This window comes from Pseudomonas sp. B21-017, assembly GCF_024749245.1.
Classification (GTDB): Bacteria; Pseudomonadota; Gammaproteobacteria; order Pseudomonadales; family Pseudomonadaceae; genus Aquipseudomonas.
On the sequence record NZ_CP087194.1, the window covers coordinates 5,537,880 to 5,552,911 of the forward strand.

Genomic DNA, 15,032 nt, shown 5'->3' on the forward strand with positions numbered 1-15,032 from the left:
TTACCAGTGAAAGTAACGTTCAGTCTATCTTTCTATCACATACCCAAATTTTTAAAGAACGATCTAGCCAAAGACTAGAAATCAACATTCACCATCATCACAATGGAATGCTCATTTCTAAGCTTTCAACAACAGAAGCAGTAGTGGTGGAGCCAAACGGGATCGAACCGTTGACCTCCTGCGTGCAAGGCAGGCGCTCTCCCAGCTGAGCTATGGCCCCGTATTTCTACAGGTATTCCCACACAAAATTGGTGGGTCTGGGCAGATTCGAACTGCCGACCTCACCCTTATCAGGGGTGCGCTCTAACCAACTGAGCTACAGACCCAATTTCGGGCTGCTTCGTATCGTCTTCTTCAATGAATCAAGCAATTCGTGTGGGAACTTATGGAGCAGCTGATGTCGTCGATTAAGGAGGTGATCCAGCCGCAGGTTCCCCTACGGCTACCTTGTTACGACTTCACCCCAGTCATGAATCACACCGTGGTAACCGTCCCCCCGAAGGTTAGACTAGCTACTTCTGGTGCAACCCACTCCCATGGTGTGACGGGCGGTGTGTACAAGGCCCGGGAACGTATTCACCGCGACATTCTGATTCGCGATTACTAGCGATTCCGACTTCACGCAGTCGAGTTGCAGACTGCGATCCGGACTACGATCGGTTTTATGGGATTAGCTCCACCTCGCGGCTTGGCAACCCTCTGTACCGACCATTGTAGCACGTGTGTAGCCCAGGCCGTAAGGGCCATGATGACTTGACGTCATCCCCACCTTCCTCCGGTTTGTCACCGGCAGTCTCCTTAGAGTGCCCACCATTACGTGCTGGTAACTAAGGACAAGGGTTGCGCTCGTTACGGGACTTAACCCAACATCTCACGACACGAGCTGACGACAGCCATGCAGCACCTGTCTCAATGCTCCCGAAGGCACCAATCCATCTCTGGAAAGTTCATTGGATGTCAAGGCCTGGTAAGGTTCTTCGCGTTGCTTCGAATTAAACCACATGCTCCACCGCTTGTGCGGGCCCCCGTCAATTCATTTGAGTTTTAACCTTGCGGCCGTACTCCCCAGGCGGTCAACTTAATGCGTTAGCTGCGCCACTAAGAGCTCAAGGCTCCCAACGGCTAGTTGACATCGTTTACGGCGTGGACTACCAGGGTATCTAATCCTGTTTGCTCCCCACGCTTTCGCACCTCAGTGTCAGTATCAGTCCAGGTGGTCGCCTTCGCCACTGGTGTTCCTTCCTATATCTACGCATTTCACCGCTACACAGGAAATTCCACCACCCTCTACCATACTCTAGCTCGACAGTTTTGAATGCAGTTCCCAGGTTGAGCCCGGGGATTTCACATCCAACTTAACGAACCACCTACGCGCGCTTTACGCCCAGTAATTCCGATTAACGCTTGCACCCTCTGTATTACCGCGGCTGCTGGCACAGAGTTAGCCGGTGCTTATTCTGTCGGTAACGTCAAAACAATCACGTATTAGGTAACTGCCCTTCCTCCCAACTTAAAGTGCTTTACAATCCGAAGACCTTCTTCACACACGCGGCATGGCTGGATCAGGCTTTCGCCCATTGTCCAATATTCCCCACTGCTGCCTCCCGTAGGAGTCTGGACCGTGTCTCAGTTCCAGTGTGACTGATCATCCTCTCAGACCAGTTACGGATCGTCGCCTTGGTGAGCCATTACCTCACCAACTAGCTAATCCGACCTAGGCTCATCTGATAGCGCAAGGCCCGAAGGTCCCCTGCTTTCTCCCGTAGGACGTATGCGGTATTAGCGTTCGTTTCCGAACGTTATCCCCCACTACCAGGCAGATTCCTAGGCATTACTCACCCGTCCGCCGCTCGCCACCAGGTACAAGTACCCGTGCTGCCGCTCGACTTGCATGTGTTAGGCCTGCCGCCAGCGTTCAATCTGAGCCATGATCAAACTCTTCAGTTCAAACATCTTTGGGTTTTTAAGAAACCCTAAACTTGGCTCAGCAATCGTTGGTTACATCTTTGATTTCTCGCGGAGTAACTTGTGATGCTGATAATCTTGTTGACTATCAGTCTGACCCCACAAGCACCCACACGAATTGCTTGATTCAGTTGTTAAAGAGCGGTTGGTTAAGAGCTTTCATCTCAACCGAGGCGCGCATTCTACAGCAGCCTCTGTTGCTGTCAAGCGGTTATTTTCAGAAGTTTTCAAAGTTTCCTTTGCAACTTCAACCACTTGCGCTTCCGATCTCTCGTTAGCGGGAGGCGAATTCTACAGCGTTAGCCGCTGCTGTCAACACCTCTTTTTCTCCGCTTTCGACCGAGAAGATCGAACCGTCAATAAGGCGACAATACCCTGCCTTACCAACTCCTTCTGGCTTCGATGAACTGAAGCATAACCGCTGTCGAAAACTGCGTAACTCGTTGTTTACCAAGGAGTTTTCCGTTTCGACTGCGCCGGAAGTGGGGCGAATTATAGACGTCCAGGATCTGCCGTCAACCTCTAATTACGCCTTTCTTGCAGAAGGTGCCTTTTTAACGATTAAACGTGGAATTCGGCGGGTTACAGGCGGCAATCTCAATACTAATAACAACGCACCTATAGAAGCGTAGATCGCCCACTCCCTCAGATCGGCGCGAACGATCCACAACATATGCAGTAACCCAAGCCCGAGAATCACATAGACCAACCGATGCAGTCTTTTCCAGCGAACGCCCAAATGCCGCTGACTGTAACGATTGGAGGTAACCGCCAGCGCCAACAAACCGAGAAAACCCAGCACCCCGACGATAATGTACGGCCGCTTGCGCAACTCGATACCCAGTTGTGACCAATCAAAGCCGAGGATGAACGCCGCATAACCGCTCAAATGCAAAACCACATAGGCGAAACACCACAACCCCAACTGCCGTCGGACAGCTATCCACCCCGACCAACCGGTGAGCTTCTGCAATGGCGTCATGCTTAACGTAATGAGCAGCAGGACAAGCGTCCCCAACCCTAGACGATCAACCAGCACCTTTCCTGGATCAGGTCCCAGCACATCCGCCCAGGCTTGATACAACCAAAGCAGCGGCCAAACAGCTGCGGCGATAAAGACACCAATACGCCAGAACAGATATCGCATCAGTAATTCTTCCGCAGATCGAGCCCTGCATATAAAGAAGCGACTTCATCCGAGTAGCCGTTGAACATTTGCGTGTCCCGCACATTGGGCTTGAACAGACCGCTCGGCAAACGCCTTTCCCGTGCCTGCGTCCAACGCGGGTGGTCGACTGTCGGGTTCACGTTCGCATAAAAGCCATACTCATTCGAGGCAATGCTCTGCCAGGTGGTTTTCGGCTGCTCACTGACCAGGCTGATTCGCACGATGGACTTGATGCTCTTGAAGCCGTATTTCCACGGCACCACCAGACGTAGCGGCGCACCGTTCTGATTGGGCAACTCACGTCCATACATGCCTACAGCGAGAATCGCCAACGGATTCATCGCCTCATCCAGACGCAGCCCTTCTACATATGGCCAGTCGATCAAGGCGAAGCCAGAACGTTGTCCAGGCATACTCTTGGGATCTTGCAGGGTTTCAAAGCGAATAAATTTGGCCTTGGACGTCGGTTCTACTTCCTTCAGCAAAGCCGAAATTGGAAAACCTATCCACGGAATGACCATCGACCAGGCCTCCACACAGCGAAGACGATAAATACGCTCTTCCAGCTGATAAGGCTTCATGAAGTCTTCCAGCGCATACCGCCCCGGCTTACCCACCTCCCCGTCTACCACCACGCTCCACGGTTCGGTTTTTAGCGCACCGGCGTTGGCCGCAGGATCGCCTTTGTCGGTACCGAACTCATAGAAGTTGTTGTAGTGGGTCGCATCCTTGAAAGGCGTGATTGCTTCATCCTTGACGTTGACCGCCCCCCATTTAGTGGAAGGCAGTTTTTCGGCAAACCAGGACGGCGCCTTGCCAGGCTCGACATCGGCATAACGCGCAGCATCGTCGGCACTCGCCCACCGCGGCAGCGTACTCACAGCCAAACCGGCAACGGCCGCGCCTAATACATTGCGACGAGAAAGGTAGAGAGATTCAGGCGTGACGTCTGACTCATGACAGTCAGACGCTTTGGGGACTTTGATCAGCATGGCAACTCCGCAGCATTGGAGGACAGATGCACCCATAGACTGCGGAGTATGAGGGAAATTACATCACTCGGCTTTTTTGTGCCGACGAAGACGCAGCAGGTACTGCACCGGCCCGGAAGCCGCATAGGCAAGGAAAACCAGCAGCAGGATGCGCGGCGGATCACTGAATACAACGGCAAATACCAGCACCACTGCCAGGATCGCGACAAAGGGAACGCGCCCCTTCAAGTCCAGCTCCTTGAAGCTGTTGTACTTGATGTTACTGACCATCAGCATGCCTGCGGCGGCAACCATCAGTGCAACCAGGAACGACATTTTGGAACCCTGAATGCCGTAATCGCTGAACGCCCAGACAATTCCCGCGACCACACCGGCCGCGGCCGGGCTGGCCAGACCGATGAAGTAGCGCTTGTCGGCGGTGCCGACCTGCGTGTTGAAGCGTGCCAGGCGCAACGCCGCACCCGCCACATAGATGAAGGCGACCATCCAGCCGACTTTGCCCATATCGCCCAAGGCCCAGCCGAATGCCAGCAAAGCCGGCGCGACGCCAAAGGCAACCATATCCGACAGCGAGTCGTACTCCGCACCGAAGGCGCTTTGGGTGTTGGTCATGCGAGCGACGCGACCGTCGAGGCCGTCGAGCACCATGGCAACGAAAATCGCGATCGCGGCAAACGCAAAATACTTGCTCGCGCCGATTGCATCACCGGCACTCAAGGCGCTCTGGGCGCTCATCGAGTTGATGATGGAATAGAACCCTGCGAACAGGTTCGCAGTGGTGAACAGATTCGGCAGAAGATAGATACCACGATGCCGGACTTTACGGCCTTCAGCGTCATGCCCTTCTTCGATGTGCTCATCGATGGGCAGAAGGCTTTCGGCGTCAGAAGCCTGCTTTGGCTCTTCGGGACGTTCGCTCATGGACATTACCTTGCAACGGGGTGGAAAGTTTCGACAGGTGTCTGGGACGACGGTTCGACCGCAAACGATGCAGCTTTATACCAGAACCGGCGGGTCCAAACGAAAAAACGCGGCCTAGGCCGCGTTTTCCGTACAAGCTCGTGACTTAGTTCTTGGCTTTGTCGACGATCTTGTTGGCACCGATCCACGGCATCATGGAGCGCAGTTGCTCACCGATGATTTCGATACCGTGAGCGGCGTTGTTACGACGCTTGGCGGTCATCGAAGGATAGCCAGTGGCGCCTTCGCTGATGAACATCTTGGCGTATTCGCCGTCCTGAATACGTTTCAGGGCGTTGCGCATGGCCTGACGGGATTCGGCGTTGATTACTTCCGGACCTGTCACGTACTCGCCGTACTCAGCGTTGTTGGAGATCGAGTAGTTCATGTTGGCGATACCGCCTTCGTACATGAGGTCAACGATCAGCTTCAATTCGTGCAGGCATTCGAAGTAGGCCATTTCCGGCGCGTAGCCAGCTTCAACCAGGGTTTCGAAACCGGCTTTTACCAGCTCAACGGTACCCCCGCACAGAACGGCTTGTTCGCCGAACAGGTCGGTTTCGGTCTCGTCCTTGAAGGTGGTTTCGATGATGCCGGTACGACCGCCACCAACGCCGGCAGCGTATGACAGTGCAACGTTTTTGGCGTTGCCCGAAGCATCCTGGTAGATAGCGATCAGGTCAGGGATACCGCCGCCTTTGACGAACTCGGAACGCACGGTGTGGCCCGGAGCTTTCGGCGCGATCATGATCACGTCGAGGTCAGCGCGCGGAACAACCTGGTTGTAGTGGATCGCGAAACCGTGGGAGAAGGCCAGGGTGGCGCCTTTCTTGATGTTCGGCTCGATTTCGTTCTTGTACAGCGAGGACTGGAACTCGTCCGGGGTCAGGATCATGACCAGGTCGGCAGCTGCTACGGCGGAAGCAACGTCAGTCACTTTCAGGCCGTGGGCTTCAGCTTTGGCAACGGTGGCCGAACCTTTACGCAGGCCAACGGTAACGTCAACGCCGGAGTCTTTCAGGTTGCACGCTTGAGCGTGGCCTTGGGAGCCGTAACCAATGATGGCAACTTTCTTGCCCTGGATGATCGACAGGTCGCAGTCTTTATCGTAGAAAACTTTCATGAATTTCCCCTTTATATCTGGCCCTCAGGCCATTCGCTAATTTGGTTTAGATGCTCAGTACTTTGTCGCCGCGGGCAATCCCGGTGACGCCACTGCGTACGGTTTCCAGAATCGAGGCAGTGCCGATCGATTGAATGAAGCTGTCGAGCTTGTCGCTGGTACCGGTCAATTGAACGGTATACACGCTGGCGCTGACATCAACGATCTGCCCACGATAAATATCGGTGGTGCGCTTGATCTCGGCGCGCTGGGCGCCGGTGGCCTTGACCTTGACCAGCATCAGTTCGCGCTCGATGTGAGCACTCTCCGACAAGTCGACCAGTTTGACCACTTCAATCAGCTTGTTCAGGTTCTTGGTGATCTGCTCGATGATTTCATCATGGCCGACAGTGGTCAGCGTCAGACGCGACAAAGTCGGGTCTTCGGTTGGCGCCACGGTCAGGCTTTCGATGTTGTAGTTGCGCTGCGAAAACAGGCCGACTACACGAGACAGAGCGCCCGGTTCGTTTTCCAGAAGCAGGGAAATAATGTGCCGCATGATTAAGTACGCTCCGTCTTGCTCAACCACATATCACGCATGGAGCCGTCTTTGATCTGCATCGGGTAGACGTGCTCGCTGGTGTCAACCGAGATATCGATAACCACCAGGCGATCTTTCATGGCGAACGCCTCCTCCATCTTCGACTTCAAATCTTTCGAGTCGGTGATGCGCACGCCAACGTGACCATAGGCCTCTGCCAGTTTGACGAAGTCAGGCAGCGATTCCATGTAGGAGTGCGAGTGACGGCTGCCATAACTCATGTCCTGCCACTGGCGAACCATACCCAGCACGCCATTGTTCAGGATGACGATTTTTACCGGCAAACCGTATTGCAGGCAGGTCGACAGTTCCTGAATGTTCATCTGGATGCTGCCCTCGCCTGTTACGCAGGCGACATCGTCATCCGGGAAGCTCAGCTTGATGCCCATGGCCGCCGGAAAACCGAAGCCCATGGTGCCCAGGCCACCGGAGTTGATCCAACGGTTCGGCTTGTTGAACTTGTAGTACTGCGCCGCGAACATCTGATGCTGACCCACGTCGGAGGTCACAAAGGCGTCGCCCTTGGTCACTTCGCACAGGGTTTCGATCACGGTCTGCGGCTTGATCACGCTGCCGTCGCCCTTGTCGTAAGGGAACAGACCGCGGTCACCGCGCCACTCATCAACTTGCTTCCACCAGCTGGCAACGGACTCCTTGTTCGGGGTCTCGCCGATTTCCTTGAGGATCGCGACCATTTCGGTCAGGACGCTCTCGACCGGGCCAACGATAGGCACGTCTGCCTTGATGGTCTTGGAAATCGAAGCCGGGTCGATGTCGATGTGAATGATCTTGGCATTCGGGCAGAACTTGGCCGGGCCGTTGATCACGCGGTCATCGAAACGCGCGCCGACCGCAAGGATCACATCGGCATGGTGCATCGCCAGGTTGGCGGTGTAGCTGCCGTGCATGCCGAGCATGCCGATGAACTGACGGTCGGTGCCAGGGTAGGCACCCAGGCCCATCAGGGTATTGGTCACTGGCAGGTTGAGCATCTTCGCCAGCTCGGTCAGCGGCGCAGAGCCACCACCGAGGATCACGCCGCCGCCCGAATACAACACAGGGCGCTTGGCCGCCAGAAGCATTTCGGCTGCCTTGCGGATTTGCCCGGAGTGACCGCGAACGGCCGGGCTGTAGGAACGCAGCTTGGCTTTTTTCGGGAAGATGTATTCGAACTTTTCGGCCGGGTTGGTCATGTCTTTCGGGATATCGACAACGACCGGACCAGGACGACCGGATTGCGCCAGGTAGAACGCCTTCTTCATGACTTCCGGGATTTCCGAGGCGTGCTTGATCATGAAGCTGTGCTTCACGATCGGCCGGGAGATACCGATCATGTCGGTTTCCTGGAACGCATCGGTGCCTACCATGGTGCTAGGCACCTGGCCGGAAATGACCACCATCGGAATGGAGTCCATGTAGGCCGTGGCAATACCGGTGATGGCGTTGGTTGCGCCCGGGCCGGACGTCACCAGTACCACGCCGGCTTTACCGGTGGCACGGGCATAGCCGTCAGCCATATGGGTCGCAGCCTGCTCGTGACGAACCAGGATGTGGGTCACTTCCGGTTCTTTGAACAGGGCATCATAGACATGAAGAAGAGCACCACCCGGGTACCCGTAGATATATTTGACGCCTTCGTCACGCAAAAAGCGGACGAGCATCTCACCGCCAGATAAAAGCTCCACGTTGTTCACCTCTAAAACGCCAGAATACCGCCCACATACAAGAGGACGGGTCTTAATAGGTTTACTTCTCGGCAGAGCATGAGCGACGGTGGTCGCCGACTACGTCAGCACTGACTGAGCAAGTATTGGGATCGTCCCAAGTGTTGCGGGCCTTTCCCACCCAGCGCGAGGTAACGCGTTGCGGGTGTAACAGGTCGGCGCGGATGTGCGCCTCATGATCTGCCGAGTGGGTCTGCTTCTGGCAGTCCCTCTACAGCGGACTTTGGATTCTTCTGTTTCGCCCATCGCAAGTCAAGCCGTCAATGTGCTTTATTGAACTAAGCGCATGAGAACGCAAGAAAAAACCTTTAAACCGCAACTGTGTTAGCTTCAATTGCGCACCCCCGATAAGGAAATGGCATGCGAACGCTCATCTTCACCGCCAGCTTGCTGATCAGCCTGAGCCCTTTGTGCATGGCGGGTCAGATCTATAAATGGGTCGATGCCCAGGGCGTCACCCATTTCGATGCACAGCCGCCCCAAGGCCGGGAGGCCACCGTCATGGTCACGCCCTCCCCGCCCGTCGGCAAGCCGGGCGCGCTACCGCGCGGCAACGTCATCGGCGATCAAAAGGCCATCGATCACAAAGTGAAAAAGCAGGTCGCCGAGCAGCAGGCCCAGCTAAGAGTGTTCTGTGAACAAGCTCGGACGAACCTGGCTCAACTGCAGAACAATCCGCGATTGCGGGAGGAAGTCGACGGCGAGACGCGCCGCCTGACCGACCAACAACGTCAGGAGCGCCTCACCGAAGCACAGAAACAGATTGCGAAAAACTGCCAGTAAGCACTGGCAGTTTCCGATTCAGCGGGAGACGGTGATCAACGCGTCGAACTCTTTGAGCAAGACCTGAAGCTGCCGATCCTTGCCCTGGACATTGCGGGAGGCGAAGACCATTTCGGCCATCTCCTGAATCCCTGATGCGTTGGGCAATGGCAGATCCTGCTCCAGGATCGACTTCATCCTTGGCAAGAAGACCCATTGCAGCCATTGCTCGAAATCCAGCGTATCCACCGAAAACGGTTCAACGCTGGAGAGCGCCTCAGCAGACGGCGGCACTTCATCCCACCAGCCCTGAACGCGCAGCTCGCGCTCGATCAACAGCAACTGTTCGGCAATCTTCGGAAAGCGCATATCCATCACAGCGAAACCTTGGCCTTCTGACGAGCCAACGCAGCACCGGCCGGGTCACCCTGCTTCTCTCGGGCCTGGGCGATCAATTCCCACAGGCTGGCCTGAAGATCCGGACGCCCATTGGCGAACGTCAGGCCACGGCGGGCAAACTGCTCGGCCTGAGCCGCATCACCTTGAGCCATACGCACCTGGGCCAGGCGATAAAGTACTTGCGGCTCGCGCGGTGCAACGCGCTGGGCACGCTCGAGACTGGAAGATGCACCATTAAGGTCGCCACTGGCCTGTTGCTGCTGGGCGGTGGTCAACAATGCCAGGACCGGACCGTCCAGTTGTTCATCGGCGGACAGTCCGCCGGAGTTCGCCGAAGGAATCCCGCTGGGCGTCGACGGCATGCTGTAGCTACCCTGATTGATCGGCGCCGACTGAACCGGCGAGGTATCAATCGGCCCCGGAGTAATCGGGCCTGGGGTAATCGGCGAAGTGCTGATCGGTGCCGAGGAGACGGCGCCACCACCCGGGACCATCACCACGACCCCGGTGTCACCTTGCGGAATCGCCTGAGTCTGAGCTTGTACAGGACGTTTCACCGTCGATTGACGGAAACCGCCATTCGCCGAAATCCGCTCACTGTTGGAGACGGCAGTGCCGGCATCCTCAACCGGGATCGAACCACGCTGCACAGTGGAGCAGCCGCTGAGCAAAGCCACGGCAGTCACCGCTGGAATCAACCACTTGTTCACTTCAAATCCTCTTTGCTTAATTCATCCAGCCCTTGACCCAATCCATCACCGATTCTGCAGGGCTTTCACCACCGCAAGCAGCACCGGGAGGCGGTTCACTGCCGCGAATATACGGCATCTGCACCGCACCTGGGCAGTTGGCTTCGGAACCTTGACCAGTGCGCGAATCGACCCAGGCCTGAACAATGTTGTCCGGTTGCGGCATGTCCAGCGGCAGCGGATCGGCCTTGCGCATGAAACTGGTCCAGACCTGCAACGCGCCGGTGGCACCGGTGAACGGTGTCTTGCCATTATCATCGCGCCCCAGCCAGACCACGGCCAGCAGATCCTGACTGAAACCGGCGAACCAGCTGTCCCGCGAATCGTTACTGGTACCGGTCTTACCGGCCAGGGTCAGGGTTTTCGGCAACACGTTATAAACCGAACTACCGGTACCTTCGCGCATGACGCGCTGCATGGCGTTCTGGATCAGGTAAATGGACGCCGGATCAAATTGCTGCTGAATCTGGAACGGATAACGCTTGAGCGGCTCGCCCTCGGCAGTCAGTACGCTGCGAATCCCGCGCATCGGCGTATTGAACCCGCCATTGGCCAGCGTCTGGTACATCGTCGCCACTTCGATCGGGGTCATACCGCCGGCACCGAGCAACATCGACGGGAACGCCGGGAATTCGCGACTTACGCCCAGGCGTGCCAGGGTCTTCAAGACATTCGGCACGCCCACCGCCAACCCGAGACGCGCGGTCGACAGGTTGTAGGAATGCGCCAACCCTTGGTACAGGAACACCGTGCCGTGGGAACGGCGATCATAGTTCTGTGGTTTCCAGATCTGACCGTCCGCGCCTTTGACCGAGAAGTAGTCGTCCGATAGCCAACTGGTGAGCGTGTACTGGCTCGGCTTTTCAAGAGCGGTCAGATAAACCGCCGGCTTGATCAAAGAGCCGATCGGTCGCACCGCGTCCAACGCACGGTTAAAACCGGCAAAACTCGCCTGACGGCTGCCGATCATGGCCTGGACCTCACCGGTTTCCGGGTTAGTCACGACCATCGCCGCTTCCACGTCATCGGAACCCTTGCGCCCGGCCAGGCGCTTGAACGTGTCGTTGACCGAGGCTTCGGCTTTCATCTGCAGGATCGGGTCGAAACTGGTGAAGATTCGCAGCCCTTCTTCGGTCAAGTCTTCGTCGCGGTAGTCTTCGCGCAACTGACGTTTAACCAGATCAAGGAAGCCCGGGAACGAGCTGTCGGCCAACTTGCCGCGAGTGGTCACACCCAGTGGCATTTTCTTCGCCGCCTCAACCTGTTCGGCGCTGGCAACGCCTTGCTCCTTCAGAACATCGAGCACCAGATTGCGCCGCTCCAGAGCCCGCTCAGGGTTGCGGCGCGGGTTGTAATAGGACGGCCCCTTGACCATGCCCACCAACAAAGCGACTTGATGCAGTTTCAGCTCGGACAATGGCTGCCCGAAGAAAAACTGGCTGGCCAGGCCGAAGCCGTGCACCGCGCGCTGACCATCCTGGCCGACGAATACTTCATTGAGGTAAGCCTCAAGAATTTCGCTCTTGTCGTAATGCAGCTCAAGCAACATCGCCATCATGGCTTCGGTGAGCTTACGGGTCAGGCTGCGTTCACTGGTGAGGTAGAAGTTCTTGACCAACTGTTGCGTCAGCGTACTACCGCCCTGGGTCATCTTGCCGCCCGAGGTGTTGACATAGATAGCTCGGGCAATCGACTTCGGCGACACGCCCCAGTGGCTGTAGAAATCCCGGTCTTCTACAGCAACCAGGGTTTCGAGCAGATACGGCGGAACCTGATCGATCTTGATCAGGATGCGGTCTTCAAGGTTTTTCGGGTAAATCCCGCCGATCAGCAGCGGCTCCAGTCGCACCACGGAAAGCTTCGAACCGTTGGTCGCCGAGAGCTCGGCCACGTAATCGCCGGAGAACCGCACGCGCACGGGCTGCGCCTGCTCCATGCCTTCATAGAACTGGAAGCCTCGGGTGTTCAAGTCGACGGTATTGCCATTGACAGCCGCCGCGCCGGGGCCGTTGCTGACAGCTTCGCGTCGGTAGCCCAAGGCATCGAGTTCGGTGAGGAAGTCGTCCTTGCTGAGCTTTTGTCCGACGAACAGCTCGAGCGGGCGCGCGTACACCTTGGCCGGGATGGTCCAGCGCTTGCCGGAGAACTTCTCCTGGACCACGGCGTCGAGGTAAACCGCGAACCCGGCGAGCACCACAAGGCCGACCAGGCTGAGTTTAAGGGCCCAACCCAGCCAGGGGCGCATGCCCTTGGAAGGTGGTTTTTTAGGGGTGCGGGGGGATCGAGTTCGAGTCATGGCGGCGGATTATACGCACTTTATTCATCCTCAACAGGAGCCCTCTGAGGTTTGCGTCGGACGGACTTGCAGCCATAATGACGACCTTGAATTTTCCCCCAGACTCTGAAGGATCGCCTGTGAGCCAGTCCCTGATCGCTGCCCTGCAAAACCCGGCCCTCTACCCGCATCCCGTAGAAGGGTTCCAGGTCATCGAGACCCATATTTCCTGGGTGATACTCACCGGTCCCTATGCTTATAAAGTGAAGAAGCCGGTGAATTTCGGCTTCCTCGATTTCACCAGTCTCGAAGCTCGCAAGCATTTTTGCGGCGAAGAGCTGCGCCTGAACCAGCGCCTGACCCATGACTTGTATCTTGAAGTGCTACCGATCACCGGCAGCGCCGAGGCGCCACAACTGGGCGGCGATGGTCCGGTTGTCGATTACGCCCTGAAAATGCGTCAGTTCCCACAAAGCCAACTGCTCAGCACCCTGCAAGCCAACGGCGAATTGACCACCACGCACATCGACGCGATGGCCGCGCAGATCGCTCAATTCCACCTCAGTGCGCCGAAAGTGCCTGCCGAACACGAAGCCGGCACGCCGGACAGCGTCATGGCGCCGGTACGGCAGAACTTCGAACAGATCCTTCCGTTCCTCAGCGACAAGGCCGATCTGTTGCAACTCGAGGCACTGCAAGCCTGGGCCGAAAGCAGCTTCGAGCGCCTCAAGCCACTGTTCGCCCAGCGCAAGGCCGACGGCTTCATTCGTGAATGCCATGGTGACATTCACCTGGGCAACGCTACCGTGATCGACGGCAAAGTGGTGATCTTCGACTGCATCGAGTTCAACGAACCGTTCCGCTTCACCGACGTTTACGCCGACACCGGCTTCCTGGCAATGGACCTGGAAGACCGCGGCCTGAAGAGCCTGGCGCGCCGTTTCATCAGCCAATACCTGGAACTGACCGGCGACTACCAGGGTCTTGAGCTGCTGAACTTCTATAAAGCCTACCGCGCCCTGGTTCGCGCCAAGGTCAGCCTGTTCAGCATGCCGGCCGAGGCCGACCCGGTGCAGCGCGCTACCACTCTGCGTCAGTACCGCAACTACGCCAACCTGGCGGAAAGCTACAGCACCATTCCTTCGCGTTTCCTGGCGATCACCCACGGTGTTTCCGCCGTCGGCAAAAGCCATGTGGCCATGCGCCTGGTGGAAGCATTGGGTGCCATTCGCCTGCGTTCGGATGTCGAGCGCAAGCGCATGTTCGGCGAACAGACCGTACCGAACGACCCGCAGGCCGGCATCTATAGCGCCGACGCCAGCGTCGCCACCTATGCCCGCCTGCATGAGGTTGCCAATGTAATTCTGCGTGCCGGCTTCCCGGTGGTGATCGATGCCACTTATCTCAAGCGCGACCAACGCGACAGCGCGGCAAAAATCGCCGAGGCCACCGGCGCGCCGTTCCTGATCCTCGATTGCGACGCTCCACAAGCGGTGATCGAGAGCTGGTTGAAGCAACGCCAGGCGGACAACAACGATCCGTCCGACGCCAACCTGGCTGTTATCGCCGCCCAGCAAGCCAGCCGCGAGGCACTGACGCCAGCAGAAATCCTCTGCAGCAAGCGCGTCCAGACCAATGAAAGTGGCACCCTCGATACGGTCGTTGCGCAGATTCGCCAGCGCCTGCCTGGTCTGTAAGAAACTATTTCAACCGTGAAGCCCTCACCGGCTTCACGGCTGTCAAATAGTGGCACTATACTGGCGTCATAAAACCATCAGGTGATGTGACATGAGCCAGCCAAAACTTCTCGACACCCCGCTTTATGCCTTGCTGCACAAAGACGACATCACAAGCTTCAACAATGAACGCCCGAAAGATGGACCTATCGACATGGTCGGTGGTGACTTCCGCGGGCTCGATCTGCGTGAACTGAACGCCGACGGCATCGACTTCACCGATGCCTACTTTCGCTCTGCCGACTTGCGCGGCGTCGACTTTCGCAACTCATCCCTGGAAGGCGCGAGCCTGGCCCACGCGCAGATCTCCGGCGCCTACTTCCCGCCGGAGCTGAGTGCCGATGAGATCCTGATGTCGATGAATTTCGGTACACGCCTGCGTTATCGCACCCGCTAAAAGCGACGTCTCACCCAGTCCAGCGCCCCCGCCTTGCGCTGGACGTTGTACTTTTTTTGCTCGAAAACTCAATTTCCCACACGCCCTCGGACTACATGCTCCGCCTTTTCACGCCGCTTCTTGAGTTTTCCTCTTAGAAGCTTTTGCGTCGAAACCGACCAAACAATCACGCTTTTCCTACTGATGGCTACACTGCTGAGAG

12 protein-coding genes, 2 tRNA genes and 1 rRNA gene are annotated in these 15,032 nt (G+C 56.9%); 3 read left to right on the forward strand and 12 right to left on the reverse strand.

From position 1 onward, the window contains the following. Positions 1–144: 144 nt before the first annotated feature. The 9 genes from LOY28_RS25130 to LOY28_RS25170 all read right to left on the reverse strand — a co-directional run bounded on the left by LOY28_RS25130 (position 145) and on the right by LOY28_RS25170 (position 8,473). Positions 145–220, reverse strand: a tRNA-Ala gene (locus LOY28_RS25130). Positions 221–249: 29 nt separating this feature from the next. Next, a tRNA-Ile gene (locus LOY28_RS25135) sits at positions 250–326 on the reverse strand. A gap of 82 nt (positions 327–408) precedes the next feature. After that, positions 409–1,947: ribosomal RNA gene (locus tag LOY28_RS25140) — 16S ribosomal RNA — on the reverse strand. 544 nt (positions 1,948–2,491) lie between these two features. After that, positions 2,492–3,112, reverse strand: a complete 621-nt coding sequence (gene msrQ / locus LOY28_RS25145) for a protein-methionine-sulfoxide reductase heme-binding subunit MsrQ (protein WP_258612682.1) — start codon at positions 3,110–3,112, stop codon at positions 2,492–2,494. Continuing rightward, positions 3,112–4,125, reverse strand: a complete 1,014-nt coding sequence (gene msrP, locus LOY28_RS25150) for a protein-methionine-sulfoxide reductase catalytic subunit MsrP (RefSeq protein ID WP_018930219.1) — start codon at positions 4,123–4,125, stop codon at positions 3,112–3,114. The genes msrQ and msrP overlap by 1 nt, the downstream gene beginning before the upstream one ends. A 63-nt stretch (positions 4,126–4,188) precedes the next feature. Beyond that, positions 4,189–5,046, reverse strand: coding sequence for a CDP-diacylglycerol--serine O-phosphatidyltransferase (gene pssA / locus LOY28_RS25155; RefSeq protein WP_008006914.1), 858 nt, complete (start codon positions 5,044–5,046; stop codon positions 4,189–4,191). A 145-nt stretch (positions 5,047–5,191) separates the two neighbouring features. Beyond that, the gene (ilvC, locus tag LOY28_RS25160; protein WP_003228216.1) at positions 5,192–6,208 is read right to left on the reverse strand and encodes a ketol-acid reductoisomerase; all 1,017 of its coding nucleotides are present in this window, start codon (positions 6,206–6,208) and stop codon (positions 5,192–5,194) included. Positions 6,209–6,254: 46 nt separating this feature from the next. After that, on the reverse strand, positions 6,255–6,746 hold the full coding sequence (gene ilvN, locus LOY28_RS25165) for an acetolactate synthase small subunit (RefSeq protein ID WP_003205610.1): 492 nt from the start codon (positions 6,744–6,746) through the stop codon (positions 6,255–6,257). A 2-nt stretch (positions 6,747–6,748) separates the two neighbouring features. Beyond that, positions 6,749–8,473, reverse strand: coding sequence for an acetolactate synthase 3 large subunit (locus LOY28_RS25170; protein WP_026286735.1), 1,725 nt, complete (start codon positions 8,471–8,473; stop codon positions 6,749–6,751). A gap of 399 nt (positions 8,474–8,872) precedes the next feature. Between LOY28_RS25170 and LOY28_RS25175 the strand changes: the two genes are divergently transcribed. Beyond that, positions 8,873–9,295, forward strand: coding sequence for a DUF4124 domain-containing protein (locus LOY28_RS25175; RefSeq protein WP_064620345.1), 423 nt, complete (start codon positions 8,873–8,875; stop codon positions 9,293–9,295). An 18-nt stretch (positions 9,296–9,313) separates the two neighbouring features. Here LOY28_RS25175 and LOY28_RS25180 read toward each other — a convergent pair whose 3' ends face one another. From LOY28_RS25180 to mrcB, 3 genes are read right to left on the reverse strand one after another with little or no spacing between them, the layout of a single operon-like run. Further along, on the reverse strand, positions 9,314–9,649 hold the full coding sequence (locus LOY28_RS25180; protein ID WP_018930215.1) for a YqcC family protein: 336 nt from the start codon (positions 9,647–9,649) through the stop codon (positions 9,314–9,316). After that, positions 9,649–10,383 (reverse strand): tetratricopeptide repeat protein, encoded by a 735-nt coding sequence (locus tag LOY28_RS25185; protein ID WP_018930214.1) that lies wholly within the window; start codon positions 10,381–10,383, stop codon positions 9,649–9,651. Before LOY28_RS25185 ends, LOY28_RS25180 begins: the two co-directional genes overlap by 1 nt. A 16-nt stretch (positions 10,384–10,399) precedes the next feature. After that, on the reverse strand, positions 10,400–12,718 hold the full coding sequence (mrcB, locus tag LOY28_RS25190; protein WP_258612683.1) for a penicillin-binding protein 1B: 2,319 nt from the start codon (positions 12,716–12,718) through the stop codon (positions 10,400–10,402). Positions 12,719–12,837: 119 nt separating this feature from the next. On the opposite strand from mrcB, the gene LOY28_RS25195 reads away from it, so the two are divergent. Next, positions 12,838–14,394 carry a bifunctional aminoglycoside phosphotransferase/ATP-binding protein gene (locus LOY28_RS25195; RefSeq protein ID WP_064620349.1) on the forward strand — a complete coding sequence of 519 codons (1,557 nt, stop codon included), beginning with the start codon at positions 12,838–12,840 and terminating at the stop codon, positions 14,392–14,394. A 91-nt stretch (positions 14,395–14,485) separates the two neighbouring features. Then, positions 14,486–14,830, forward strand: a complete 345-nt coding sequence (locus tag LOY28_RS25200; protein ID WP_018930211.1) for a pentapeptide repeat-containing protein — start codon at positions 14,486–14,488, stop codon at positions 14,828–14,830. Positions 14,831–15,032 lie beyond the last annotated feature (202 nt).